Origin of the sequence: Streptomyces sp. NBC_00322 (assembly GCF_036147535.1) — a bacterium.
Lineage (GTDB): Bacteria > Actinomycetota > Actinomycetes > Streptomycetales > Streptomycetaceae > Streptomyces.
In genome coordinates this window covers 6,053,539-6,076,933 of record NZ_CP108019.1, presented here as the reverse complement: position 1 = coordinate 6,076,933, position 23,395 = coordinate 6,053,539, and the positions used below count along the sequence as shown (strand labels likewise).

The 23,395-nt window shown below is 68.5% G+C and carries 26 protein-coding genes and 1 pseudogene; 15 read left to right on the top strand and 12 right to left on the bottom strand.

Features of this window, described 5'->3' with window-relative positions; all coding sequences use genetic code 11:
- Positions 1-18: 18 nt before the first annotated feature.
- The 3 genes from dhaK to OG905_RS27790 form a co-directional block, all read right to left on the bottom strand.
- Entirely contained in the window at positions 19-1,017 is a 999-nt protein-coding gene (dhaK, locus tag OG905_RS27800) for a dihydroxyacetone kinase subunit DhaK (protein WP_328678102.1), read from the bottom strand.
- Positions 1,014-1,787 carry an MIP/aquaporin family protein gene (locus tag OG905_RS27795; RefSeq protein WP_328678100.1) on the bottom strand — a complete coding sequence of 258 codons (774 nt, stop codon included), beginning with the start codon at positions 1,785-1,787 and terminating at the stop codon, positions 1,014-1,016. The genes dhaK and OG905_RS27795 overlap by 4 nt, the downstream gene beginning before the upstream one ends.
- Positions 1,788-2,166: 379 nt before the next feature.
- On the bottom strand, positions 2,167-2,943 hold the full coding sequence (locus OG905_RS27790; RefSeq protein WP_328678098.1) for an IclR family transcriptional regulator: 777 nt from the start codon (positions 2,941-2,943) through the stop codon (positions 2,167-2,169).
- A gap of 60 nt (positions 2,944-3,003) precedes the next feature.
- On the opposite strand from OG905_RS27790, the gene dhaM reads away from it, so the two are divergent.
- The 3 genes from dhaM to OG905_RS27775 all read left to right on the top strand — a co-directional run bounded on the left by dhaM (position 3,004) and on the right by OG905_RS27775 (position 4,241).
- Complete coding sequence (dhaM, locus tag OG905_RS27785; RefSeq protein ID WP_328678097.1) at positions 3,004-3,396, top strand: dihydroxyacetone kinase phosphoryl donor subunit DhaM; 393 nt, start codon at positions 3,004-3,006, stop codon at positions 3,394-3,396.
- On the top strand, positions 3,380-3,676 hold the full coding sequence (locus OG905_RS27780; protein WP_328678095.1) for an HPr family phosphocarrier protein: 297 nt from the start codon (positions 3,380-3,382) through the stop codon (positions 3,674-3,676). The genes dhaM and OG905_RS27780 overlap by 17 nt, the downstream gene beginning before the upstream one ends.
- Positions 3,677-3,752: 76 nt before the next feature.
- Positions 3,753-4,241, top strand: a complete 489-nt coding sequence (locus OG905_RS27775) for an ATP-binding protein (RefSeq protein ID WP_328678093.1) — start codon at positions 3,753-3,755, stop codon at positions 4,239-4,241.
- A 162-nt stretch (positions 4,242-4,403) separates the two neighbouring features.
- Here OG905_RS27775 and OG905_RS27770 read toward each other — a convergent pair whose 3' ends face one another.
- Positions 4,404-4,598 (bottom strand): hypothetical protein, encoded by a 195-nt coding sequence (locus tag OG905_RS27770; RefSeq protein WP_328678091.1) that lies wholly within the window; start codon positions 4,596-4,598, stop codon positions 4,404-4,406.
- Between the two features lie 35 nt (positions 4,599-4,633).
- On the bottom strand, positions 4,634-5,704 hold the full coding sequence (locus OG905_RS27765) for a cation diffusion facilitator family transporter (RefSeq protein WP_328678089.1): 1,071 nt from the start codon (positions 5,702-5,704) through the stop codon (positions 4,634-4,636).
- 63 nt (positions 5,705-5,767) lie between these two features.
- Here OG905_RS27765 and OG905_RS27760 point away from each other — a divergent pair, with 63 nt between their 5' ends.
- Positions 5,768-6,127 (top strand): ArsR/SmtB family transcription factor, encoded by a 360-nt coding sequence (locus OG905_RS27760; RefSeq protein ID WP_328678087.1) that lies wholly within the window; start codon positions 5,768-5,770, stop codon positions 6,125-6,127.
- A gap of 13 nt (positions 6,128-6,140) precedes the next feature.
- On the opposite strand, the gene OG905_RS27755 is transcribed toward OG905_RS27760, so the two are convergent.
- Both OG905_RS27755 and OG905_RS27750 read right to left on the bottom strand, forming a co-directional pair.
- The gene (locus OG905_RS27755; protein WP_328678085.1) at positions 6,141-6,311 is read right to left on the bottom strand and encodes a hypothetical protein; all 171 of its coding nucleotides are present in this window, start codon (positions 6,309-6,311) and stop codon (positions 6,141-6,143) included.
- Positions 6,312-6,325: 14 nt separating this feature from the next.
- Positions 6,326-6,988, bottom strand: coding sequence for a class I SAM-dependent methyltransferase (locus OG905_RS27750; RefSeq protein WP_328678084.1), 663 nt, complete (start codon positions 6,986-6,988; stop codon positions 6,326-6,328).
- Between the two features lie 87 nt (positions 6,989-7,075).
- On the opposite strand from OG905_RS27750, the gene OG905_RS27745 reads away from it, so the two are divergent.
- Together OG905_RS27745 and OG905_RS27740 are read left to right on the top strand one after the other, a co-directional pair.
- A complete protein-coding gene (locus OG905_RS27745) occupies positions 7,076-7,720 on the top strand; it encodes a TetR/AcrR family transcriptional regulator (RefSeq protein ID WP_328678083.1) in 645 nt (214 codons plus the stop codon).
- A gap of 16 nt (positions 7,721-7,736) precedes the next feature.
- Positions 7,737-8,319 (top strand): annotated as a pseudogene (locus OG905_RS27740) (HAD-IC family P-type ATPase); the annotation flags it as partial.
- A gap of 391 nt (positions 8,320-8,710) precedes the next feature.
- Here the strand turns inward: OG905_RS27740 and OG905_RS27735 are convergent.
- Positions 8,711-9,067, bottom strand: a complete 357-nt coding sequence (locus OG905_RS27735) for a PRC-barrel domain-containing protein (protein WP_328678082.1) — start codon at positions 9,065-9,067, stop codon at positions 8,711-8,713.
- A 981-nt stretch (positions 9,068-10,048) separates the two neighbouring features.
- Between OG905_RS27735 and OG905_RS27730 the strand changes: the two genes are divergently transcribed.
- The 5 genes from OG905_RS27730 to OG905_RS27710 all read left to right on the top strand — a co-directional run bounded on the left by OG905_RS27730 (position 10,049) and on the right by OG905_RS27710 (position 13,285).
- On the top strand, positions 10,049-10,225 hold the full coding sequence (locus OG905_RS27730) for a hydrophobic protein (RefSeq protein ID WP_328678081.1): 177 nt from the start codon (positions 10,049-10,051) through the stop codon (positions 10,223-10,225).
- 110 nt (positions 10,226-10,335) lie between these two features.
- Positions 10,336-10,509 carry a CsbD family protein gene (locus OG905_RS27725; RefSeq protein ID WP_175256302.1) on the top strand — a complete coding sequence of 58 codons (174 nt, stop codon included), beginning with the start codon at positions 10,336-10,338 and terminating at the stop codon, positions 10,507-10,509.
- Positions 10,510-11,355: 846 nt separating this feature from the next.
- Positions 11,356-11,538, top strand: a complete 183-nt coding sequence (locus OG905_RS27720; RefSeq protein WP_328678076.1) for a hypothetical protein — start codon at positions 11,356-11,358, stop codon at positions 11,536-11,538.
- Between the two features lie 546 nt (positions 11,539-12,084).
- Positions 12,085-12,510, top strand: coding sequence for an STAS domain-containing protein (locus OG905_RS27715; RefSeq protein WP_328678074.1), 426 nt, complete (start codon positions 12,085-12,087; stop codon positions 12,508-12,510).
- On the top strand, positions 12,500-13,285 hold the full coding sequence (locus OG905_RS27710) for a phosphatase PAP2 family protein (protein ID WP_328678073.1): 786 nt from the start codon (positions 12,500-12,502) through the stop codon (positions 13,283-13,285). Before OG905_RS27715 ends, OG905_RS27710 begins: the two co-directional genes overlap by 11 nt.
- On the opposite strand, the gene OG905_RS27705 is transcribed toward OG905_RS27710, so the two are convergent.
- On the bottom strand, positions 13,219-13,488 hold the full coding sequence (locus OG905_RS27705) for a hypothetical protein (RefSeq protein WP_328678071.1): 270 nt from the start codon (positions 13,486-13,488) through the stop codon (positions 13,219-13,221). The genes OG905_RS27710 and OG905_RS27705 overlap by 67 nt on opposite strands.
- Positions 13,489-14,434: 946 nt before the next feature.
- Here OG905_RS27705 and OG905_RS27700 point away from each other — a divergent pair.
- The 3 genes from OG905_RS27700 (at position 14,435) to OG905_RS27690 (ending at position 16,894) form a co-directional block, all read left to right on the top strand.
- On the top strand, positions 14,435-15,334 hold the full coding sequence (locus tag OG905_RS27700; RefSeq protein ID WP_443044000.1) for a SigB/SigF/SigG family RNA polymerase sigma factor: 900 nt from the start codon (positions 14,435-14,437) through the stop codon (positions 15,332-15,334).
- A gap of 121 nt (positions 15,335-15,455) precedes the next feature.
- On the top strand, positions 15,456-16,160 hold the full coding sequence (locus tag OG905_RS27695; protein WP_328678069.1) for a GAF and ANTAR domain-containing protein: 705 nt from the start codon (positions 15,456-15,458) through the stop codon (positions 16,158-16,160).
- 5 nt (positions 16,161-16,165) lie between these two features.
- A complete protein-coding gene (locus OG905_RS27690) occupies positions 16,166-16,894 on the top strand; it encodes a GAF and ANTAR domain-containing protein (RefSeq protein WP_328678067.1) in 729 nt (242 codons plus the stop codon).
- Positions 16,895-17,231: 337 nt separating this feature from the next.
- Here OG905_RS27690 and OG905_RS27685 read toward each other — a convergent pair whose 3' ends face one another.
- Positions 17,232-17,639: a PIN domain nuclease gene (locus OG905_RS27685; RefSeq protein ID WP_328678064.1), complete on the bottom strand. Its 408-nt coding sequence runs from the start codon at positions 17,637-17,639 to the stop codon at positions 17,232-17,234.
- A complete protein-coding gene (locus OG905_RS27680) occupies positions 17,636-17,869 on the bottom strand; it encodes a type II toxin-antitoxin system VapB family antitoxin (protein WP_175331083.1) in 234 nt (77 codons plus the stop codon). The genes OG905_RS27685 and OG905_RS27680 overlap by 4 nt, the downstream gene beginning before the upstream one ends.
- 433 nt (positions 17,870-18,302) lie before the next feature.
- Here OG905_RS27680 and OG905_RS27675 point away from each other — a divergent pair, with 433 nt between their 5' ends.
- A complete protein-coding gene (locus OG905_RS27675) occupies positions 18,303-19,829 on the top strand; it encodes an SDR family oxidoreductase (RefSeq protein ID WP_328678058.1) in 1,527 nt (508 codons plus the stop codon).
- A 641-nt stretch (positions 19,830-20,470) separates the two neighbouring features.
- On the opposite strand, the gene OG905_RS27670 is transcribed toward OG905_RS27675, so the two are convergent.
- Entirely contained in the window at positions 20,471-23,215 is a 2,745-nt protein-coding gene (locus OG905_RS27670) for a heavy metal translocating P-type ATPase (RefSeq protein ID WP_328678056.1), read from the bottom strand.
- Positions 23,216-23,395: the final 180 nt, after the last annotated feature.

The following is a 23,395-nucleotide window of genomic DNA, read 5'->3' as shown; positions in this document are numbered from 1 at the left end:
CCCCGCCCCCGGCTCGGTTCAGGCGCCCCAGTGCAGGGCGGGGGTGTTCACGGGTGCGTCCCACAGGGACAGCATGTCGGCGTCGGCCTTGCACACGGTGATGGAAACACCGGCCATGTCCAGGCTGGTCACGTAGTTGCCGACGAGGCTGCGGGCGATGACCACGCCCTTGTCCGCGAGAGCGGCCGCGACGTCGTTGAAGACCACATACAGCTCGATGAGCGGTGTGCCGCCGAGGCCGTTGACCATGACGATGGTCTCGTCCCCTGGGGTGAGCGGCTGGTCGGCGAGGATGGCGTCCAGGGCGGTGGCGACGATCTCCTTGGCCGGGCGGAGCTTTTCTCTGCTGCGTCCGGGTTCGCCGTGGATGCCGACACCGACTTCGATCTCGTCCTCGGGCAGGTCGAAGCCGGGCTTGCCGGCGGCGGGGGTGGTGCATGCGGTCAGCGCCACGGCGAAGGACCTGGAGGCGGCGTTGACGCGCTTGCCCATCTCAGCCACCGCGGCGAGGTCGGCGCGCTTCTCGGCGAGGGCGCCGGCGATCTTCTCGACGAAGACGGTGGCTCCGGTGCCGCGGCGTCCGGCGGTCCAGGTGGAGTCCTGGACGGCGACGTCGTCGTCGACCAGCACCGTCTCGACCGTGATGCCTTCCTCGGCGGCCAGTTCGGCGGCCATCTGGAAGTTGAGGACGTCGCCTGTGTAGTTCTTCACGATGAACAGCACGCCCGCGCCGCCGTCGACGGCCTGGGCCGCGGTCAGCATCTGGCCGGGGACGGGCGAGGTGAACACCTCCCCGGGACAGGCGGCGTCCAGCATGCCCAGGCCCACGAAACCGCCGTGCAGCGGCTCGTGCCCGGAACCGCCGCCGGAGATGAGGGCGACCTTTCCCGTGCTGGTCCCGCCCGCGCGGGCGATCACCTTGTTCTCCGCGTCGACTTTCAGTTCGGGGTGGGCGGCGGCGATGCCTGCCAGGGCCTCGTCGAGAACCGCCTCGGGGGCGTTGATGAGCTTCTTCATGACAGGGCTCCTTCGGCAGTGGCGGACTCAACGACCCGGCTGTCGGCCGTGGTTGTGGCGGCCTTGCGGTGGGCGTTGAGGGCGGTGTAGAGGACGCCGGCGGCGACCGCGCCGATCACCTCGGCGGCCAGGTAGACGGGCAGCTGATCCCAGTGGACCGTGCCGTTGAACAGCTCGCCGGTGATCATCGGGCCGAGCGTCCTGGCCGGGTTGATGGACGCCGCGGTGGCGGGCGCCACCGGAATGATGATCGCGAACACGCCGAGGCCGATCGCCAGGCCCGCGAAACCGCCGGCCGCACGCCGGTCGATGGCCCCGAAGACGACGAACGCGAGGATGAACGTGCCGACGGCTTCGGCGAAGAAGGCCTGCCCGGCACCGACGCCGGTGCCGTAGGCGGCGATACCGAGGCCGACGTCGACCGCCTTCTTCCCCAGCACCCCGACGATCGCAAGCGCTCCCAGCACCGCACCGGCCACCTGGGCCGCGATGTAGCCGGGGACGTCCCGCCAGGGCATCTTCTTCGTGACGGCCAGCGCCAGGGTGATGGCCGGGTTGATCTGGCAGCCGGAGACATGGCCGATCGCATAGACCATCGCGATCACGGCGGTGGCGAAGGCCAGCGAGATCATTCCCAGCTGCGCCATGGTGAACGGGGCGTCGCCGCCGACGATGAGTGTTGCGGGGACCGAACCGACGCCGATGAACACCAGCACCGCGGTGCCCAGCATCTCGGCAACAAGCTTCTGTGAGTAAGAGTTTTCTTCCATTGATGGCGCCCAGTGCCGAGCGGCAGCGTGGGCGTCTCACCTCCTCCGCGTGAGCGGGCTGTGAAGGGAGGGGGCCGCCAGGTGGTCAGGGTCGGGCAACCTGGCGGCCGGCTCAGGGGAACCGGATAACCAGCGGAATCCGGTCACGCGTTCACTATTGATGAACGTTGTTCCGGAAGTTAAGCCCACGTTTCACGCCTGTCAAGAGGTTCGGCAACCATCGGGCACCGCAGACACGGAGAAGGCCCCACGGCGACGCGCCGAGGGGCCTGGGCGGAGGGGCAGGTGGCGGAACAGCGGACGTCGCCGCCGAGCCGCAGGTGGATGCGGAGTGTGCAGGTCAGGTGCCCGCGAGGCTGATGGGTGTGGATCGTGCCAGTCAGGCGCCTGCGAGGCGGGCGGCGCCCCTCGGGGCGCCGAGGTCGCGCGAAAGATTGCGGGCGGTCTCCCGGACCGCGACCGCGAGCTCCTGACGTGCCGGTTCGGCCAGCAGCCGCTCGACGGGGCCGACAATGCCAATGGCACCCACCACCTCGCCCGAGCGGTCGAAGACAGGCGACGCGATCCCCGCGTCCCCGATGGCGGACTCCTGATCCTCGATCGCGTACCCCGTCCGGAGAACCTCCTTCAGCTGGCCGGCCAGCTCCTCCGGATCGGTGACGCTGGCGCCGGTGAGCACCGCCGGCTCACCCGCGAGCAGCCGCTCCCGCTCGGACGCCGGGGCGAACGCCACGATGGCCTTGCCAAGGGCGCAGGTGCTCCACGGGATGCTGGCACCCACCTCGAGGATCTGCACGGCACCCTCCGGCCGGAAGGCGTGGTGCACCACCAGCACGTGGTCACCGGTGAGCACGGCCACCCACACCGCCTCGTTCGCCCGGGTGGCCAGCTGGTCCGCCCAGGTCAGCGAGCGGGTCCGCAGCTCCTGGGTGTCCAGATAGGCGTTGCCCAACTGCACCAGGTCCGGGCCCAGCTGGTACTTCGAGCTGTCCCGGTCCTGCACCACCAGCCCCTCGCCCTCCAGCGTGCGCAGCAACGCATGGACGGTCGGCTTGGCCACGCCCAGCCGGTCGGCCAGCTCGGTCACACCCAGCCGGGGCCCGGTGGACGCGAGCTCCCGCAAGATCTGCACCGCACGCTGCACCGCTTGCACCATCGAAAAATCCCCATCGTTCAGTATTGATGAACAGCGTTCTGAGATATAGCGTGGTTGTTCATGAGCAACCCTGTCGGCATCGTACTCGTGTCCCACAGCTCCGAGCTCGCCTCAGGCCTTCGCCTGCTGGTGGAGCAGATCGGCTCCGACACAGTCCCCCTCGCCACCGCCGGAGGAACCGACGACGGCCGGATCGGCACCAGCTACGACCTCGTTCTCGCCGCGATCCGGAAAGCCGATCGCGGGGGTGGCGTCGTCGTCATCCCCGACCTCGGCAGTTCCGTCCTGACCGCCCGCACCGTTCTGGAAGACCATCCCCGCTCCGACGTCACGATCGTCGACGCGCCCTTCGTCGAGGGAGCCGTCGCAGCCGTGGTCACCGCCGCATCCGGCGCCGACCTGAAGACCGTCGCCAACGCCGCCAAGGAGGCTCGCAATGTCCCCAAGCTCTGAGTCCAACGCCACGACCACGACCACGGTGAACCACGAAATCGCCGTCGTCCTGCCGGCCAACCTGCACGCCCGCCCCGCAGGCCAACTCGCCCGCGCCGCAGCCGAGTACACCAGCGCAATGCAGCTGGAGCACGGCGGCCGCACCGTCAACCCGACCGGAGTCCTCGCCGTCATGGGCCTGGGTGCCACCGCCGGAAGCACCGTGACCGTCCGCGCCGAAGGCCCCGACGCAGACCAGGCCGTCACGGCGCTGGCCGACATCCTCGCCGCCGCCGAATAACCCGGCCACGCGCCACCGCACCGAACGAGCCGCCGCTTCCGAGATGAGAAGCCGAGACAAGTGGAGGTGGTCGAAGATGACCACTCCGGCCACGACCACGTTTGACACCAGCGTGGCGCCGCACCCGCGGACCGAGCACATCCTCCCGCTGCCGCACATCCCGGAGACCGTCTCCGCCGTGCGCCACCGCGCACGCACGGTCCTGGCCCGCTGGGCCCTCCCCACGGAGACAGCAGACGACGCCATCCTGGTGATCTCGGAGCTGATCACCAACGCGATTGCCCACGCACTGCCCCCAGCAGTACTGCGGCTGTCGATGCCCGAGGTCGGCGGCCGTCACGCCCTCCGTATCGAGGTCACAGACGCTGGGCCGCCACCCCGACCGCGCCGATCGCCCGAGAGCCCGCCCCCTGCGGACCATGACGAACACGGACGCGGTACCGGCATCGTGGCGGCCCTTTCCATGCGACACGGCATTTCCCGCCACCTCCAAAGGATGACCCGATGGGCGGAGCTCCGCGTGGCGTCCGGCCACACTGGCAGTGCTGCCACTGCAAGCCTTTGAGGAACGTCCCTGCGGGGCACAGGAACGGCCGGACCTGCGAAGAAGCACCTGGCGATGACCATGATCACGGTGGCCACGATCCACGACGACGGGCCGGCTTCCTGGGAGTAACCCGAGTTACGCAGGCCGGGCTGCGATCCGTTGGCGGGCGGAGTCCCAGACTCACTCGAACTCGTCGGAGGTCAGCTGTTCGGGATCGTGCATGGCTGCCCCAGCATGGAGCACCGCCGCACAGCGTGGCTCAGGGGTGCCGGATTCCAGCCGGCCCTCCCCGCCAGCCAGTGCCGCCGGATTGCTCGTCGCCACGGTCGACGGAACACTCACCGCCCTGATGAACCGCGCGGCGAGGTGGCCCACGACGAGTCCTCATACTTTTGCGCCGCTGCGACCGCTCAGGCCGCGTGATGTTCCAGGACCAGATGCGGATCGGGGGCACCCGGCACTGGTGCCGGATCGGCGTGGACCAGAGCTGCAGTCAGTTTCGGTACGGCGTGCAGCAGGGCGTGCTCGGCGCCGACGGCCACCTGGTGCGCCTCGCGTACGTTCAACTCACCGTCCACGACCACGGCGACCTCGGCACGCAGCCGGTGCCCGATCCAGCGCAGCCGCAGTTCGCTCACCTCTCGTACGCCCGGCACACCTTCCAGCGCATGCTCGGCGGCATCGACGAGGGCCGGGTCGACCGCGTCCATGATCCGGCAGAAGACCTCCCGGCACGCGTCACGCAGCACCAGCAGGATCGCGGCAGTGATGGCCAGGCCCACGATCGGGTCGGCGAGCTGCCAGCCGATCGCCGCGCCGCCCGCCCCCAACAGGACGGCGAGGGAGGTGAATCCGTCGGTCCGAGCGTGCAGTCCGTCGGCCACCAGAGCGGCCGAGCCGATCTCACGGCCGACGCGGATGCGGTAGCGGGCCACCCATTCATTTCCGATGAAGCCGATCACCGCGGCTGCGGCGACGGCGGGCAGGTAGCTGATCTCCTGCGGGTTCAGCAGCCGGTCGATCGCGGTCCAGGCGGCAAAGGCGGCGGAGGCTGCGACGGTCAGCACGATGACGATGCCGGCCAGGTCCTCGGCACGGCCGTAGCCGTAGGTGAAACGCCGGTTGGCAGCGCGGCGTCCCAGCACGAAGGCGACGCCGAGCGGCAACGCGGTCAGGGCGTCGGCGGCGTTGTGGACGGTGTCGCCCAGCAGCGCCACCGAACCGGACAGCACCACGACGACCGCCTGCACCACCGCCGTCACGCCCAGCACGGCCAGCGATGTCCAGAGGGCTCGCATGCCCTTGGCCGAGGACTCCAAGGCGCTGTCGACCTTGTCTGCGGACTCGTGCGAGTGCGGCTTCACCAGATGGCCGGCCTGGTGCCGCCACCGCGCCAGGCGACTGTCGCCATGGCCATGGGCATGCTGATGTCCGTGGTCGTGGTGCTCGTGCGGGTGGGTGTGTCCGTGCTGGTCGCTCACCAAACGGCCTTCCGACGAGGGGCAGAGGTGGACACGGGCGTGCCTCAACCTCATTATGTACGTATGAGCGCACGCATGCACCTATCACCTGCGCACGGTTCGCACCCGCAAGATCCTGGCGCCGAGCAATTCGCCCGCGCTGCCGAGGTCCTGGGCCTTCTCGCCGACCGCACGCGCCTCGCGCTGCTGCACACCCTCGGCAAAGGCGAGGCGGACGTCACCACACTCACGGCCGCCTGCGACGCCGCCCGCCCGGCGGTCAGCCAGCACCTGGCCAAGCTCCGCCTCGCAGGCCTGGTCGATGCCCGCAAGGACGGCCGCCGTGTCGTTTACGCCCTGACCGACAACCACCTGGCCCGCCTGGTCGGCGAGGCACTCGGCCACGCCGACCACGACGTGTCCGGCAGCCGGCGCCACGACTGACGGGGAGCGCGCCCTACCGAGACCTGCTCCGCGCCAGCCACCGCCGTCCCGCCAGAGCAGCGGCGAGATGCACCACAAGACCAACGGCGACCATCGCCAGCCCAACCCGCGAGCTGATCCACAGGTGCACCGCGACACCCGCCACCAGCAGCAGCGCGAAGGCGATCCGCAGAGTGCGGTTCATGTGCAGCATCCGGTTCACCGCACAATTTCCGGCCGGGTGGCCTGTACGTAGCGCAGGTGCGGCCTCACATCGCCGCGCGCCCGCACCTCGAAGCCGGCGCCGGCGGCGAGTCCGTCGAGGAGATCCACCGGGTTGTGCTCCATCGCCGGGCCGGTCAGCACGCCGATCAGGTGGCGGCCCAGCCGACTGCGCGGCGGCCGGAAGTCGGCGAGCAGCAGTCGCCCGCCGGGGCGCAGTACCCGGAACATCTCGCGCAGCGCGGCGGGCCGCACGTCGGCCGGGATGTGATGGATCGCCAGGCTGGTGACCACCACGTCGAAGGAGGCGTCCGGCACCTCGAGCGCCTCGGCGACCCCGGTCTCGTACGAGCAGGCACTGCCGCCGGCTTTGCTCCGCGCGTAGCCGACGACGGTGGGCGAGGGATCGATGCCCACCGTGCTGCCGCCGGGTGCCACCGCCGCGGCGACCAGCCGGGTCAGGTAGCCGGTGCCGCAGCCCACGTCGAGCACCTTGTCCCCCGGGCGGGCACCGCTGAGTTCGACCAGGCGAGAGAACGCGCGGTGCCGCCGCCCGCCGAAGAAGACCGCCGTGAACACCTCGTAGGCGCGGGCCGGGCCGATTGTCTCTCCCCGTGTGATGGTCTGCGGATCGCCGTGCAGGAGTCGTCCGAGGGCCATCGCCCCTCCTTAACTTAGTCGCGACTAAGAACGCCGCTAGCTTAGTCGTGACTAAGTTAAGTACGCAAGGGGGGTTACGATTCCCCCGTGACCGATTCAAGATCCACCACCCGGAAAGGTGCGCCGCGCGTCCGACTCCCCTCCGCACAGCGCAGGGAGTCGATCCTGACCGCAGCCACCGAGGTGTTCGCCGAATCCGGGTACCGGCGCGGCAAGGTCTCCGAGGTCGCCGCCCGGCTCGGGGTGAGCGAACCGGTGGTCTTTCAGAACTTCGGCTCGAAGGCGGCGCTGTTCGCCGCCGTCCTGGACGGGGCCGTCACCCAGGTCCGCGATGCCCTCAACAACGCGGTCGGCCACGGCACACGTGTGTCCGAACTCCTGGCAGCATTCCTGGCCCCGGACCACATGGACCGCTTCCACACGCCAGGATCGCTCGGCTTCCTCTTCGCCGACGCCTCCTCGCTCACCGCCGAGCCTGGCGTCGATGACACGGCCCGCCACGCACTCCAGGAGCTGGCGGAGGCTTTCGCGAACCTGCTCCGCATCGGACAGCGCGACGGCGACATCCGCCCCGACCTGGACCCGACGGCCGGCGCATGGTGGCTCATGTCCATGCTGTCCGCACGCACCTTCCGCGCCGCCGTCATCCCCGACCAGGTCGCGCTGGAAGCCCGGCTCACCGCCATGACACTCAACGCGCTGACCACACGGGAGCGGTCCGCCGAACCGTAGGCCGCCGCGCGGCCCGGCCCGCGACGCGGCCGAAGCCGAGGGCCGCACGGTGGTCTTCGTCGCCTGGGATGGACAGGTCCGCGGTGCGCTGGTGGTCTCCGACACCCGTCAAGGCGACCAGTGCCGAGGCGGTCGCCGACCTCAATCAGCTCGGGCTCACCCCCGTCCTGCTGACCGGCGACAGCACGGCGGCGGCCCGCGCGGTCGCTGCTCAGGTCGGTATCGATCAGGTCATCGCCGAAGTCCACCCCGAGGACAAGGTCGCCGAAGTCCAGCGGCTGCAGCAGGAGGGCCGAGTGGAGGCGATGGTCGGCGACGGCGTCAACGACCCAGCCGCCCTAGCCCAAGCCGACCTCGGTCTGGCGATGGGCACCGGCACCGACGCGGCGATCGCCACCTCCGACCTCACCCTGGTACAGGGCGACTTGCGAGCCGCGGCCGACGCGATCCAGCTGGCACGCCGCACCCTTCGTACGATCAAGGCCACCGCGCTGCCGCTGGCCACCCTCGGAATGCCCAAACCGATGATCACCGGAGCCGCCATGGCTTCCTCGTCCGTCTTCGTCGTCTCCAACAGCCTGCGGCTGCGCCGCTTCCAGCCCCTACACCGCTGGCAGGGGGCGGAGCTTCTGACACGGGTCCGCGCGCGCGACGTAGATGGCCTCGAGCACGCCGATTGCCGCACGTCGGCACGACCACCCTCCCGCTGCCGGCGCAGGAGGCGTGCGGCCACCCGGCGGCACTCGGCGAGGTCGGCGCTCGGCGGACAGCGTGGTGAGCCTGCGCGTCAGCGGGCCGGGCGTCGGCGTGAACGCAATGCCGAGCGAATAGCGAGGTACGCCATACCGGCCACGAGGAGCAGTACGCCGATGGAAAGCAGATAGAGCATGCCCTCGACGGCCACACCGATGATGCCCAGCACTATGGCCACGACGAGCACGACAAGGAACAGCACCATGACGCGGATGCCTCCTTCTTAGGAGCGGGCGCTCAGCGCCGGGCGAGTTGGCGCTCGCCGCCGGTGCCCGGCTGGTAGGTCAGGCCGTAGTGCTTGAAGATCGCTTCCTCTTCCTCGGCCGGCAGGACGTCGTCCGTGCCGATCGAGGGGCACGCCTTCACCAGCGCCTTGTCATGGGCGACCTTGACGTAGCCGGGTCCGATAGTCGCGTCGTCCAGCGGTACGAAGACGAGGCGGTGCCGGGTGGGCAGACCGGTCTGAACGGTCGCCATGGCCGGCTCGTCGGTGCTGGTGTCCACATAGATCGCTTCCAGCATGCCGATCTTGTGTCCGTCGCGGTCAATGACGTCGTAACCGCGCCACTCGCGGATATCGCCCACGTGGATCATCTTGGATCCCTCCCGGAGGCCCGACCGCTCGGGGCTGGCTCGCCGACCGTTGGTCGCGCCTCGCCCCGGGCCTGTGGCCTCAGCACTTCTCAGTGTGCCCCCATCCGCTACCCGAAACCAGCGCGCACCCCGTGACTGCTCCTGGGCGGCGCACCGGTCCAGCCGGTGCACCCGGCGCCGGGCAGACCGGGATGGGCTTCCCTGCGCTCCCGACCGTCGGATTGACCTCTGCGCGGCCTCCCCAGCCAAGTGGAAAGCCCAAGGACGACGGGGAAGAAACCGACCCTCTGTGCACGAGCTCCTCGGAGCGGAACAGGTCATGGCATCCGGGGGCTGGGGACTCTCCGGCCAGACTAGTCCTGCGTGTATGACGCAAGTCAGCCCTGCCGGGCGTCAGATGGCCGCCTGACGCCTGTTCAGGGAGAGCCTCGGCGACTAGCTTTTGTGGTGCGGCCCGGGCCCCCGGCAGCGTCGAGAAGTTACCGCGCTCCCTCGTGGGCGCACCTTGCGCATCGATGCCGGAACCTGCCTCGTCACGAGCGTGGCCGTCCCGCAGTCGCCGTCGCTACGCGATCCTGGCGCAGCCTCGATGCGCCACCGTGCGGGCCGCTTCCGCTGCCCGCCGCGCCGCACGTATCCGACAACTGGCGGTACACATGTACGCGCTGATCGTTCCGGCTTCGGTCCCCTTCGTCCTGCTCGGCACCGTGATGGGCCTGTCCTGGTGGGAGGACCACGTCCTGCCACCGGCCGAGGAGCCGGCGGAAGCCCCGAGGCTCCCTTCACACCCGAGGCCCCAAACCCCACTTCGCAACTCCGCAGTAACACTGGTCCGTTGACAGGGCTCGCCGACCGGCGTTGACTGACACCGACGGCGTAGGGCTGTGGTGCTCCGGATTCCCCGGGCAAAGCCTTCACCTTCGCTTCGCCCAGCCCCCGCGAACGCAGGACATGTCCCTGTGACCGCGTGGAGGCGCAGCCATGCTGCTCTGGATTCTTCTCCTTCTGCTGATCCTGGCTCTGTTCGGGTTCGGCTTCACCATGCAGATCCTCTGGTACGTCGCGGTAGTACTGCTGGTCGTCTGGATCGCCGGGTTCGCCATGCGCGGCCGCGGTCGCAGTCGCGGCAGGCGCCGATACGGCCGAAGCCGCGGGTAATCCGTACCAGGCCGCCGCCCACCCGCGGAATGGCGAGTACGTCAGTCACACGCGGGAGCCCCCAGACGGGTACGCGGCAGCCTCACCCCATAGACGAGTAGAGGACAGTCATGAGCTTCGAACAGAAGATCAGGAACAAGGCACAGGAACTCAAGGGCTGGATCACGGAAGGCATTGGCCGAGCCACCCGCAACACGCGGCTGAAGAGGCAAGGGAAGACCGACCGAGTCGTCGGCAACCTGAAGCAGTCCGGCGCCAAGGCCAAGGACGCCTTCAGGCGCTGACCACCACCGCCCCGGGTGGTGGTCACGTCGCTCCCCATCCGGCAGGCACCGATGCGGGGCACGAACGACCAGCAGAGCGACGCGAGCGGCGTCGGCGGACCGACAGCGCCTTCGACGAAATCGCCACCCACCTCACCCAGGCACCGCCGAACGGTGGCGCGTCCTGCGAGCGAGCTGGCAGGGCCAGGACACCAAAGCGGACAGAGGAACTGCGACTCGCACTACGGCAAATACCGGGAGATCACCGAGCGGCTGCTGCGCATGTGAGTGGTCGACGCGACGCAGAACTCCCTGGTCCTACTGGTCCGTTGATAGCAGACGTTGCCCAGCCTTGAATGACGACGATGCAGGCTACGACGCTTCGGACTCTCCGGGCGAAGTCCTCGTCGTCCCGTTCGCCGGGACCCCGCGGAACACTGGAAATTTCCCGCACCTGGAGGCCCAGCCATGCTGTTATGGATTCTTCTTCTCCTGCTGATTCTGCTCGGGTTCGGCATCCCGCTGCTGATCCTGTGGTACGCCGCGGTCCTGCTCCTGGCCATCTGGATCCTCAGCTTCGCCGTCCGAGGCGGTAGCCGATCCGCCCACGGCCACCAGTGGAAGCCGACGTCAGGAGGCTCGTCCGGGCCAGGTCAGCGGACCGGCAGCGGGAAGCGCAGGATGCGCCCGCACATCGAGTCGGCACGGTCGTTTAGGCCTCCAGCGTTGCCGAGCCAGGCTCGGACTCGTCTGCACCACCGGTCCAGGATTCGCACGACTGCTTGACCCTTAGCAGGGAAGACGACCAATCGCGGCGCAGCCACCGGAATCACGTGTGGTTCGCCGTCCAATGGCAGGAGAAGTCAGATGCTGGCATTCGCGGCGGCCGTGCTCTTCGTCATCGCCTTCATCATTCACGTCACCGAGACGTCGACCGAGGTGATCTTCAGCCCGACGAGCCTCATGCTTGTCGGGCTTGCCCTCCTCGCTGTGCACTCGGGCGGCGTGGGGTCTGGATGGTCCCCCAGGGGCCGCGGACGTCGACGCTGAGCGAGGTTACGACTTCAAGACTCGCTATCCCTTCCACCCCCGCGATCACATTCCCGCGGACCTCTGCGCGATGTCGGTGACGCTCCCGTCATGCGAAGCCACCTCCTCGGATGTTCCGCAGTCTGCCGTGCCCGGGCGACCGTCGTCGGCCGCACTTCGTGCCGGGTGTCCAAGTACCGTGCAGTGCAACGGATATGCACACCCGCACCTCGTCTTGGCACCGTCCAGGCTCTGAGAATGGGCGGCTTCAGGCCGCTCTCTTGGACCGGCTGAGGACTATGCTGCTGTGTGGACGTCCTAGCCCCCGGCGGCCCGTGGTTGCTCAACACAGATGGCTGCGGGGAGCGGATCTTCCGTCCGCTCACCCGGCGCATCCTTTGGAGGGAACTGGGTGGGTCCCCTGTCCTGGTGCACAGGCTGTTGGACCGGCCCTCGCTCTGCCTCCGCCGAAAGCATGTCCCCACCGGGAGCGCGTCACGAGGAGCCGGGAGTCCGGCTCCGCCGCAGCCGCTGTCGGGCCCGGATGGTCTTCTGAACCGAGGCGTTATGCCCATTCCGCAGCTGAACGTCTACCGGCACGACAGAGGGAGCCGGGCGCTGCTCACCCTGGCCGGTGAGATCGACATCGACACTGCCCCACTGGTGCGCGCATCGCTGGAGGAGTGCCTGCGCGACGGCATCGGCACCATCGACGTCGACCTCACGACTGTCACCTTCTGCGACTGCAGCGGCCTTAACGCTTTCCTCCACGCGTCGCATCAGACCGCCACAGCCGGTGGGTCCCTCCAACTGCACTACCCTCTGCCACCGGTGGCTCGGCTCTTGGATCTCACCGACTGCGGGTTCCTGCTCCTCGGCCACCCGACCGGATGCCTGCCGGCTTCTCTCCGGGGCGGACTCGGCCCGACTGCTCCAGCCCCGCCGCAGCTGCTTGCTCCCCTCGCGCCGGCCCTCTCGGGCGGTGTGCTGTGATGGCCTGGTCCCGGCAGAGGCCACACTTCCACGCGCGGCTCCTCGAACGCGTCGCCTCGGCCCACCCCATGCTGCTGTGGCCGGCCGGGGCGGCCGCCATGGGCCTGTCCGGCAATCGCAGCGCACGTCGCGCCGCCCTGCGCGGCACCGGCTCAGCGGTCCTCGCCTCCACCGGTTTCTCCGACAGCCCATCACCAGGGCGTTCCCGTCGAGGCATGCGGCCTCCGCCGCGGCGTTCGCTACCGCCGTCACCCTGGAGTCGCCCTGGTTGGGAGCTGCCCTCGTTCCCATCGCCGCAGGAGTCGCCGCCTCCCGCGCTCACACCGATGGGCACTCCCCCGGTGAAGTACTCGCCGGTGTAGCGGTCGGCGTCGGCATCGCGGCAGCTACCTGCCGCTGGTGGCCATTACACCTGGACGAGCCCGCCGAGACTGCCAGGCCAGACGTCTGCAGCGCACGTTGCACCGCCACGGGAACGGCTCGCCGTCCGAGACGACAACCATGGCCGCGGCTACGTTCCCTGAGCTTGAGGTTGCAGTGCTGCGATACGTCCACCAGCAGGCCCCAGGCCCTCGCACCGGAACACGGAGCCAGGACTATCACTACGCCGGACGCCTATTCGATCGCCCTGCGACTGGCCATGCCCGACGCAACGCAGTTCCTCGACCCCATCGGGCGCGGGCCCACTCCCCCACGCGGTCTCGGCCGTCAGGGACCATGTTCGCCGTCCCGGCGGTCCTGGCGATTCCAGCGGCCCCGGCGCTGTCGGCTGTAGCGGCGGTCCCAGCGGTCCTGACGATCCCGGAAGTCCCGGTACTCGCCGTAGTCAGAATCGCCGCCACGGCCCCCGCGTCCGTACCCACCGCGGCCGTAGTGAACGACCCCGAAGATCAGCACAGCAGCCGCCACCCACCAGAGGGGATTGAGGAAGCCGAGGCCGACCAGGGCCAGAAAGAGAATGAGAAACAAGGCAGACACTGCGGCCTCCCGCGGCGGAACACGTCATCACTGCCGGGGACCGGGGCCTCACTGAACAGGGTAGTCCTGTCGAAGGGTTGCGGATAGCGCCCCCATCGATTTGTACTGCCTTGCGTAGACGCCTACTTGAGGCCCGCTCAGGCGATGCGGTCAGGTCTGGCGGTGCCCCTTTTGCGGCCCCCGCACGACACGGCTGCACCGATCTTGCTGCGACGAGAGAACAGTCGCGAACGTCAACACGCACAACGCTCACTCAGCGTTGAGGACCTGGCTGGTTGAACCAGGCCGGGAGGATGGGTGTATGCATGGAGGGCTGGGCGGAGATCCGTCGGCTCTAGCGGGCCGAGGAACTGCCGATCCAGGCGATCACGAGGAAGTTGGGGATCTCGCGGCGGGCGGTGTCCCCCGACGGGCCGGAGTGACAGGGGACGCTCACGCCGCGTTCCGTACGCATCATCCGTCTCCACGGGGTTCGACGGGCTTGGTATGAGCGCCAGAACGGCAGCATGTACATCCGGTTCGGGCAGTACCCGGCCCTCTTGTCGCCCGCGGTGGCCCCTTTGATCGCCCAGCAGGCCATGCCCCGCGGCTTCTGCCTCTGCCGTTGATCTTTGAGCGCCTAGCCATCCTGTGCGTCGAGGGTCTAGCTTGGAATTCAAGCCCGAGCCCCCGGCGATCCTGACCATCTAGCCGCATCGGGGTGCAGACATGGCGCACGGCACGCGGGATCACGCCACCGCGAATGTTGCCCGGTCTGGTGTCCGCGGACTCCCCAACGGCCGCTCCAAAAGGCCCATTTGCCCACTGGCACTCTCGCATTGCGGACTGCGGCTCGCAGGCATCCGCGACAACCATGGAGGCGAGGCTGAGCAACTGCTGCGCCACGCGTCGCGCGCCCCTCGTTTGACGGAGGCCCCCTGCAGTACCCAACGGCAAAGGCAGTGACGTGACCAGCTTCACGCAGTCGACAGGAACGTCCGTACCGCTGACCGCAACAAGTTCCTCGACTCAGGCTCCTTCGTTCACCAGGTCGCTGCCACGGATCGAGGACGTGGCAAAGATCGCACCGCGTGATGCACGGGCGCTGTCGAAGCTGTTCTTCGATCAGCTTCAGTTTCTGGAAGAAGGCACACCCGACTACCAGTACGCCCGCAACACACTCATCGAGATGAACCAGACCCTGGTCCGGTTCGCCGCCAGCCGGTTCCGTAACCGCGGCAGTGGCGAGATGGACGACATCGTCCAGGTGGGCACCATCGGACTGATCAAAGCGATCGACCGGTTCGACCTGTCACGCGGCGTCGAATTCGCCTCCTTTGCCATCCCTTGCATCGTGGGGGAGATCAAGCGGTACTTCCGTGACACCACTTGGGCCGTACATGTTCCGCGTCGACTGCAGGAACTGCGTATCGATCTGGCCAGGGCCAAGGAGGAACTCGAGAGCGACCTCGGCCGCGAGCCCACCGTCAGGGAACTCGCCGCGCAGTTACAGCTAAGCGTGGGAGAGATCATCGACGGGCTGGTCGCCGCCAATGGCTACACCGCCGACTCCCTCGACCCGCCCCGCGATACAAGCAACGGTCTCGTCCACCAGCGCAGTCGCACGTACGTGGACACCGTCGGGGGCTGCGACCCTGCCATCGAACTGGTGGAAGACTTCCACGCCCTCGCCTCCCTGCTGGCCCACCTCGGCGAACGCGATCGCCGCATCATCCAACTGCGCTTCGGCCAGGAAATGACCCAGTCCGAGATCGGCCACGAACTCGGCTGCTCACAAATGCACATCTCGCGCCTGCTCACCCGCATTCTGGCTCAGCTCCGCACTGGCATGCTCACCGACCACTAGGCGATGGGGGCGTCGGCCACTCGGGGGAAGGGGGCAAGCCCCTGACCGCTTCAGCAAGGACATCGGTACGGCGCTGGCCCCAAGGAGCAGAGGAGGGTGGCCACCAGTGATCAGTTCCGCAATGACGGAGATCCTGCGGCTCCTGTATGCAGAGGCCAGGCCTCAGCTCTCCGATGATTGCGTCGGCGTCCTTGGGATGGATCATCTGGCGCTATCTCTGTCCGTCGCGGGTCACGCCACGGAGCAGTTGTGGTCTTCCGGAAAGACAAGCTCGCTCTTCGAAGACCTGCAGTTCACACTGGGCGAAGGACCGGGCCCGGACGCCGTCCGCACGGGCCTGCTCGTTCTGGCTCACGACGTTCACGCGGTGTGGGCCGGCAGATGGCCCAGTTTGCTCCCCGCCATGGCGCACCTGCCGATCGAGGCCATGTTCTGCCTTCCCTTGTCCCTCGGCGGCATCACCGTCGGGGTCCTGACCGCTCTGCGCTCCACCCCGGGGCCCATGACCGGACAGGAGATGGATGACGCCCTGGGCCTGACGGCGGCACTCACACTTCAGTTCCTCGGGGGTGACGGCGTACAGCTCGATTCCTGGGTCGATGAGCAGCCCAACGGCGAACTGCACCGCGCAGTCGTTCACCAAGCGACCGGCATGCTCAGTGTCCAGCTCAACACTTCACTCGGCCAGGCGCTGCTGCGGCTTCGCGCCTATGCCTACAGCCACGACAGGTCCATCATCGACATTGCCGAGGACATCGTGTCTCGACGCCTTCGTCTGGACGCCGACAGACCAGAATCCGATGCATCAGACGAGACGAGGGGATGACTTCCATGTCCCGCGAACAGCAAGTGTCAGCGGTCTTCGTGCAAGTTGCGGACTCACTGATCGATGACTTCGACCTCATCGAGTTCCTTGAGCAGCTGTGCGCACACTGCGTCACCCTGCTCGATGTCTCGGCCGCCGGCATCCTTCTGGCCAACGAGAAGGACACCATGCAGACCATCGCGGCCTCCGACGAGGCAACACACCTGCTGGAACTCTTCGCTCTCCAGCACAACCAAGGCCCCTGCCTGGAGTGCTACCGAAGCGGCACGGCACGCACCAATATGGATCTGAACAGCCCCACCGCCACCAGCGCCTGGCCCGCCTTCGCCGCTCGCGCACGCCGGAGCGGCCTCCGCACCAGCCACGTCTTCCCGCTCCGCCTGCGCAACCGCGCAGTAGGGGCGTTGAACGTGTTCCACACCAGCTTGCAACCACTGAGCCCGCAAGACGCCTCCCTCGCCCAGGCTCTCGCCGACGTCGCCACCATCGCCATCCTGCAACAACGCGACCTTGACCAAGAACAAGCAGAAAAGGCCCAGCTACAACGCGCCCTGACCACACGCATTCTCATCGAACAAGCAAAAGGCATCCTCGCCGAACGCTGGAACACCAACCCAGACACCGCCTTCACCACCCTGCGCACCTACGCCCGCGCCCACCAGCTACGCATCTCGGACTGCGCACGCCAAATCATCGACCAAACCCTCAACACCAACGACATCCCACACCCGTAAAAACCGAGAAGCCGCTCGGCATGGCCGGCCACTTTGGCCAAGCCTCCCTCGCCCCGCACAGCAACGGGGCATCGGAGACCGCCCCGCCGTCCGTGGCGGCGGTCCTGACGCCGACGCGAGGATGCGGACGAGTCGGTTTCTCGCAGGACGGCACCCTGGCGAGGGACGCAGGCCGCGTTACGGGCCTGTTCCTGTGTGCTTTCGCGCGTTCGGGCAGCGAATTGGTCGTGACTGAACAAGAGTCGGTGGTGGCAAGCACACGGGGGCCACCACCACTGGCCAACAGCGCAGTGCGCCTCTGCGACAACTTGCAACTGTCGGCTGAAACGTATCGCGGTCAGGCGCGGACGTCCCTCTGCTGTACTTCCTTGAGGACCACCGCCACAGTGACGAAGTCATTGTCCACGTGGAGCACGGTGTGACCGTGGTGGACCGCTGTCGCGCAGACCAGGAGGTCGATGGCTCCCGCGGCCCGGTGTTGTCCGCGTTGCGTGAGCTTGTACTGGGCGGTGTCGACCCAGCGCCACGCGTTCTTCGGGACCGGCGAGAGCTGGCAAAGAGCATCCAACTCCCCGGCCAACTCGTCGCGATGAGCCGGGCTGGTGGCCGAGTACAGGAACTCGGTGCGCGTGGGCTCGCAGATACGGAACACCCCGGCGGCGACGTGCCCCTCCCAGGAACGCAGCGCCCCAGGGGTACGGAACAGGTGCCACAACGCAGAGGTATCAACGAGATAGGTGATCACTCAAAGGCCGCCCGCCGCGCGCGCTTAGCAGCGTCGTAAGCGGCTGCGGCCTCCTCGAACTCGCCGCGCTCGCCCCGCTCAGCCAACTTCTCCGCGGCCTCAAGCCTCCTGATACGGGCCACATAGTCCCGCAGAGCCGCGTTGACGGTCTCCTTCTTCGTGGTCACACCCATCAGGCGCATCGCCTCAGCCAGCGCCTCGTCATCAAGGTCGATCTGGGTAACGGACATATCACCACCCCACCCGAGAGTCCACGATGTACATACCCATGATACATCACCAACATTCACCGCGAGAGCCCGCGCGACGAGATGCGGCACGAAGCCGGATCAGCGAGCCCACCCAGGGCCTCAAGCCCCCGATTTCCCACCGCGCGCGACGGCGCCCACCCTGATCACTTTCCGGGTCGCCCGCGACTCATCGACCATAAGCATCATTTCGGACACGTCGCGTCCACTGCGTGCCCACTGGATCTTGGTCCGGGGGAAAGCGAGGGCGCCTCGCGGGCGCAGGGCCGCATTCCGGAGACCCTCCGCTCAGCCGACACGTCCCGGTCCCGAGCGCCTACGGAGGGCGGCAGCACATCCGCTGCTGCCTCATGAGCGAAATCCGTCGACAGGGGCGAGAGTGGCATTGACGTACCCCTGCGGATCGGAGGCTTCCATGAGCAGCCGGGACACGCGAAGCCTGCACTGTCTGGTGACAGGCGCGACGGGGTATATCGGAGGCCGGCTGGTTCCCGAATTGCTGGACGCCGGTTACCGCGTACGGTGCATGGCCCGGTCTCCGGACAAGCTGCGCGACCATCCGTGGGCAGGGCACGCCGAGGCGGTTCGCGGGGATGTGACCGATCCTGATTCGGTCGGGTCCGCTCTGCGCGGTATCGATGTCGCCTACTACCTCGTGCATGCCCTGCGGGCCGGAGACGATTTTGAGGAGACCGACCGCAAGGCAGCCCAGGTGTTTGCCGAGCGGGCTCGCGCTGCGGGCGTACGGCGCATCGTCTACCTGGGCGGGCTGACCCCGGCCGATGTGCCGGAAAGTGAACTGTCGCCCCATCTGCGGTCCCGCGCCGAGGTCGGCGAGATCTTCCTTCGCTCGGCTGTGCCGGCGACCGTGCTCCGCGCCGCTGTCATCATCGGCTCCGGTTCGGCGTCCTTCGAGATGCTGCGCTACCTCACCGAGCGGCTGCCGGTCATGGTCACCCCGAGCTGGGTCAGCACCCGCATCCAGCCGATCGGTGTCCGGGACGTGCTGCGGTATCTGGTGGGTAGTGCACGGATGCCCGACGAGGTGAACCGCGCGTTCGACCTCGGCGGGCCCGACATCATGACATACGAGCAGATGATGCAGCGGTACGCGGTAGTGGCCCGCCTGCCCCACCGCTTCATCCTGCGTGTACCGATGCTGACGCCCCGTCTCTCCGGCCTATGGGTCGGCCTGATTACTCCCGTTCCCCCCTCCCTCGCCCGGCCGCTGGTCGAGTCGCTGCGGCACGAGGTCATCTGCCGCGAGCACGAGATCGCCCGGTACGTACCCGATCCGCCTGGTGCACCGATCGGCTTCGACCAGGCGCTCACCCTGGCCCTTCAGCGCGTACGCGACGCTCAGGTCGCCACCCGCTGGTCCTCCGCCTCGCTGCCCGGCGCTCCGAGCGATCCACTGCCCTCGGACCCGGACTGGGCCGGAGGCAGTCTCTACGTCGACCGACGCGCGCTCGCTGTCGACGCCTCACCGAACGCACTGTGGCAGGTCATCGAGGGGATCGGCGGTGACAACGGCTGGTACTCCTTCCCGCTCGCCTGGGCCGTACGAGGCTGGCTCGACCGGCTGGTCGGAGGCACCGGACTCCGCCGTGGCCGCCGGGACGCGGCACGGCTCCGGGTCGGGGACTCGCTGGACTTCTGGCGCGTGGAGGAGATCGAACCGGGCGCACTGCTGCGGTTGCGTGCAGAGATGCGCCTGCCGGGGCTCGCCTGGCTGGAGATGAACTGCGACCAGGACGAACAAGGCCGGGCACGCTACCGGCAGCGGGCGCTGTTCCACCCGCACGGTCTGCTCGGGCATGTCTACTGGTGGAGCGTGTCGCCGTTCCATGCGGTCGTGTTCGGCGGTATGGCCCGCAACATCGCGCAGGCCGCAATCCAAGCGGACGCCGCTCATGACGGCCACGGCGCGAATCCGGGCTGAGGCCGTGCGTCCGAGCCCAGCACGTGCGGGTGGACGAAGGGGATCACGCCGCCATCCCGGCCAAGGATGAGAGGGGCGAGCTGTGCCGGGACCTGCGACATGACGACTCCGGCGAATGCCGGCTGCTGCCCCTGCCAACCGTGAGTGATGTTTCCCCAGTTCATGACACTTGGGCATGGCCTTCCGCTGATGCTGTGCTTCGTGGTGAGTTGTACGCGTGCCTGACGTGCCTGACCATGCGCACCCCTCCGACGCTGCTGAGGATGCGCAATTCGGCCTTCCATGAGTCCTGATTGCCTTGATCACCGCCGGTCACTGCGGGCATCCGCGCGGCACCTGGTCCAACTGCGACTCCAGCGTGGCGGAAGGCCGATCCGTACTCGAGGACGTCAGCTACAACATCCTGCTCAAGAAGAGGGAGCGAATCTCGGGCTGTGGATGACGTACTCCTCGAAGCCCGGAGCGTTGCTCGCCATAACAGGCGATCCGCGTGTAGCGGGCAGGGTCGAGCGGATGGTGGACCACGCCTCCGCTGATCAGGCCGACGCCGACGAAGTAGCCGAGGTAGGGGACACAGTGACGCATGGGACGTCGAGCGGGCGGAACGGTGGCGCTCCGCTGGGCGCGGTGGTCAGTGGGGTTCAATCTCCGTGCGCTCCGCCGGGTGCCGGTGCACGGTAGTGGTCGGGGTTGCTGTCGTAGGCGGCTGCGCATTGCGGAGAGCAGAAGTAGAGGCTGCCGGTGGCAGTGTCGCGCCGCTCGGCGGCGGCTGCCGGGTCAAGGCGCATGCCGCACACCGGGTCGACCACCGCGGTGTGGTCGCTGCGCTCGTCATTGCCTGCGGCTTCGGGCTCGGGCTCGGTCCGGTCGGCGGCGGATTCGGCCCGGGGCTCTACGGGGACCGCTTCGGCCGTCGGCAGCGGGGCGGTGTGCCAGCGGCGCAGGCGGCCGGAGTTGGTGACCACGGACAGGGAGGACAGCGCCATCGCGGCCGCGGCGATGATCGGGCTGAGCCGCAGACCGAGCCACGGGTACAGGGCGCCGGCTGCGAGGGGGATGCCCACGGCGTTGTAGACCAGGGCGAAGAAGAGGTTCTGCCGGATGTTGCGCATGGTGGCGCGGGAGAGCCGGATGGCGGTGACCGCACCGGTCAGGGAGCCGGAGATGAGGGTGATGTCGGCGGCTTCGATGGCGACGTCGGTGCCGGTCCCGATGGCCAGCCCGACATCGGCGGCGGCGAGGGCGGGGGCGTCGTTGATGCCGTCGCCGACCATGCCCACGGTGCGGCCCTCACCCTGCAGGCGGCGGATCTCGTCGGCCTTGTGCTGGGGAAGCACTTCGGCCAGCACCCGGCCCACGCCGACCTGTTGGGCGATGGCGGCGGCCGTGCGGGTGTTGTCGCCGGTGAGGATGACCACGTCGATGCCGAGCCGGCGCAGGGCGGCAATGGCCTGGGCGGAGTCGTCCTTGACGGTGTCGGCCACGGCCAGCACCCCGGCCGCCCGGCCGTCGACGGCGGCGAGTACGGGCGTCTTGCCCTGCGCGGACAGCTCGGCCGCGACCGGTGCGAGGGCGCTGGTGTCGATGCCCACGTCCGAGAGCAGGCGGGCGGTGCCGACCAGCACGGCGTGGCCGTCGACGGTGGCCTGTACGCCCTTGCCGGTGACCGAGTCGAAACTGCTCGCAGCGGGCACGGTGAGCTTCCGCTCCCGGGCGCCGGTGCCGATTGCTCCTGCCAGTGGGTGCTCACTGTCGGCCTCGGCAGCCGCCACCAGTGTCAGCAGTTGGGACTCCTCGAAGCCGTCAGCCGCGTGAACATCGGTCAGGACAGGCTTTCCCGCGGTGACGGTGCCGGTCTTGTCCAGGACGACGGTGTCGAGTTTGTGGGCGGTCTCCAGGGCTTCGGCGGAGCGGATGAGGATGCCCGCCTGGGCGCCCTTGCCGGTGCCGACCATGATGGACAGCGGGGTGGCCAGGCCCAGTGCGCAGGGGCAGGCGATGATCAGCACGGCGACCGCGGATACCAGGGCGAGTGTGAGCGCCGGGGCCGGACCGACCGTGTACCAGAGCGCGAAGGTGGCGATGGCGATGGCGATGACGGCGGGCACGAAATAGGCGGAGACCGCGTCGGCCAGCCGCTGGATCGGCGCCTTGGACGCCTGGGCCTGCTGCACCAGCCGGATGATCTGGGCCAGCATCGTGTCGGTGCCGACCTTGCTCGCGCGTACCCGCAAGGAACCGGTGGTGTTGACGGTGGCGCCGATGATCGTGTCGCCCGCCCGTTTGGTGGCGGGCATCGGTTCGCCGGTGACCATGGACTCGTCCACCGCCGAGGACCCGGACAGCACCCGGGAGTCGACGGGGATCTTTTCCCCGGGCCGGATCACGATCTCGTCGCCCACGACGACGTCTTCCACGGGGACTTCGGCCTCGGTTCCGTCGCGTATGACCCGGGCGGTACGGGCCTGAAGGCCCAGCAGCGCGCGGATGGCCTCGCCGGTTCCGGCCTTGGCGCGCGCCTCGAGGAGACGTCCGAGCAGGATCAGGGTGAGGATCACCCCGACCGCCTCGAAGTACACCTCGCGCACGTCCTCGGGCAGTAGGGAGGGCGTGAGGGTGACCAGCAGGCTGTAGCCGTATGCAGCCGAAGTGCCCAGCGTGATCAGGGAGTTCATTTCCGCGCCGCGGTGGCGCAGGGTCAGCCAGCCGATGCGGTGGATCGGCCACCCCGTGTAGAACATCACCGGAGTGACCAGAGCCAGCTGGAACCAGTGGTTGAGCATCCAGCCTGGGACCCAGTCGGCGCCGAAGAGTTCATGCGCCATCACGGCGAAGAGCACTGGCGCGGTCAGCACCGCGCCGAGGGCCACCCGGCGGGTCAGGTCATTGATCTCCGCGCGCCGCTCGGCGGCCTCTGCTGCCTCGGCCTCGGCCGATGCGGCATCACTGCCCGGCGCCCCGGACGCAGCAGCAACCCGGACCTCGCGGCCGTTCGAAGGGCCTTCCTCACTGCCCGGTTCGACGAGCAGCGTGCCGTGGATCATGTTCATCCCGCAGGCGAAACCGAACGAGCCGGCCTCCGCCGGATGCACCCGCACGGTGGTACGCGCATACGCCGGCAGCCCGGCACTCACCCGCAGATCAGGGAAGACCACCCGGTTGGTGCACTCACCGCTCTCCTGCCGGTCGAAGACCAGCTCCACCGGAATCCCCTGCCGGACCTTGATGACATCGGGGCTGTAGCCGCCGCGCACCGTCACCTCGACCCGCTGCACCCCGCCCTCCAGCCGCGCGGTACGGGCACGGCGCGGCCCGAAGAAGAACCACCCCAGACCGGCGATCAGCACGACGGCGGAGATCACCACGACCACATCGGTGACGCCCATGGAGGACCGTCCTCTCTGCACAGTGACACTCTCAGCGTCGCTCTCGGCCGCCCCTATCAGGCAGAGGCCGAACGGCCCGGTGCCCAGGACCGGGCGGCCCTGTGCATGCGACCCGGGCGGGGGCGACTGTGGCAATGACAGAGAACGGTTGGACGGCGGGTCCCGTGCCCGCAGCCCCCG

What these genes read in the sequence shown, in the direction of transcription:
- OG905_RS27735 (WP_328678082.1), bottom strand. Translation starts at nt 9,067, where the DNA reads ATGATCCACGTGGGCGATATCCGCGAGTGGCGCGGTTACGACGTCATT.
- dhaM (WP_328678097.1), top strand. Translation starts at nt 3,004, where the DNA reads ATGAGCAACCCTGTCGGCATCGTACTCGTGTCCCACAGCTCCGAGCTC.
- OG905_RS27755 (WP_328678085.1), bottom strand. Translation starts at nt 6,311, where the DNA reads ATGAACCGCACTCTGCGGATCGCCTTCGCGCTGCTGCTGGTGGCGGGT.
- dhaK (WP_328678102.1), bottom strand. Translation starts at nt 1,017, where the DNA reads ATGAAGAAGCTCATCAACGCCCCCGAGGCGGTTCTCGACGAGGCCCTG.
- OG905_RS27795 (WP_328678100.1), bottom strand. Translation starts at nt 1,787, where the DNA reads ATGGAAGAAAACTCTTACTCACAGAAGCTTGTTGCCGAGATGCTGGGC.
- OG905_RS27695 (WP_328678069.1), top strand. Translation starts at nt 15,456, where the DNA reads ATGACGGAGATCCTGCGGCTCCTGTATGCAGAGGCCAGGCCTCAGCTC.
- OG905_RS27690 (WP_328678067.1), top strand. Translation starts at nt 16,166, where the DNA reads ATGTCCCGCGAACAGCAAGTGTCAGCGGTCTTCGTGCAAGTTGCGGAC.
- OG905_RS27750 (WP_328678084.1), bottom strand. Translation starts at nt 6,988, where the DNA reads ATGGCCCTCGGACGACTCCTGCACGGCGATCCGCAGACCATCACACGG.
- OG905_RS27760 (WP_328678087.1), top strand. Translation starts at nt 5,768, where the DNA reads ATGAGCGCACGCATGCACCTATCACCTGCGCACGGTTCGCACCCGCAA.
- OG905_RS27790 (WP_328678098.1), bottom strand. Translation starts at nt 2,943, where the DNA reads ATGGTGCAAGCGGTGCAGCGTGCGGTGCAGATCTTGCGGGAGCTCGCG.
- OG905_RS27680 (WP_175331083.1), bottom strand. Translation starts at nt 17,869, where the DNA reads ATGTCCGTTACCCAGATCGACCTTGATGACGAGGCGCTGGCTGAGGCG.
- OG905_RS27720 (WP_328678076.1), top strand. Translation starts at nt 11,356, where the DNA reads ATGCTGGCATTCGCGGCGGCCGTGCTCTTCGTCATCGCCTTCATCATT.
- OG905_RS27670 (WP_328678056.1), bottom strand. Translation starts at nt 23,215, where the DNA reads ATGGGCGTCACCGATGTGGTCGTGGTGATCTCCGCCGTCGTGCTGATC.
- OG905_RS27675 (WP_328678058.1), top strand. Translation starts at nt 18,303, where the DNA reads ATGAGCAGCCGGGACACGCGAAGCCTGCACTGTCTGGTGACAGGCGCG.
- OG905_RS27775 (WP_328678093.1), top strand. Translation starts at nt 3,753, where the DNA reads ATGACCACTCCGGCCACGACCACGTTTGACACCAGCGTGGCGCCGCAC.
- OG905_RS27715 (WP_328678074.1), top strand. Translation starts at nt 12,085, where the DNA reads ATGCCCATTCCGCAGCTGAACGTCTACCGGCACGACAGAGGGAGCCGG.
- OG905_RS27725 (WP_175256302.1), top strand. Translation starts at nt 10,336, where the DNA reads ATGAGCTTCGAACAGAAGATCAGGAACAAGGCACAGGAACTCAAGGGC.
- OG905_RS27730 (WP_328678081.1), top strand. Translation starts at nt 10,049, where the DNA reads ATGCTGCTCTGGATTCTTCTCCTTCTGCTGATCCTGGCTCTGTTCGGG.
- OG905_RS27780 (WP_328678095.1), top strand. Translation starts at nt 3,380, where the DNA reads ATGTCCCCAAGCTCTGAGTCCAACGCCACGACCACGACCACGGTGAAC.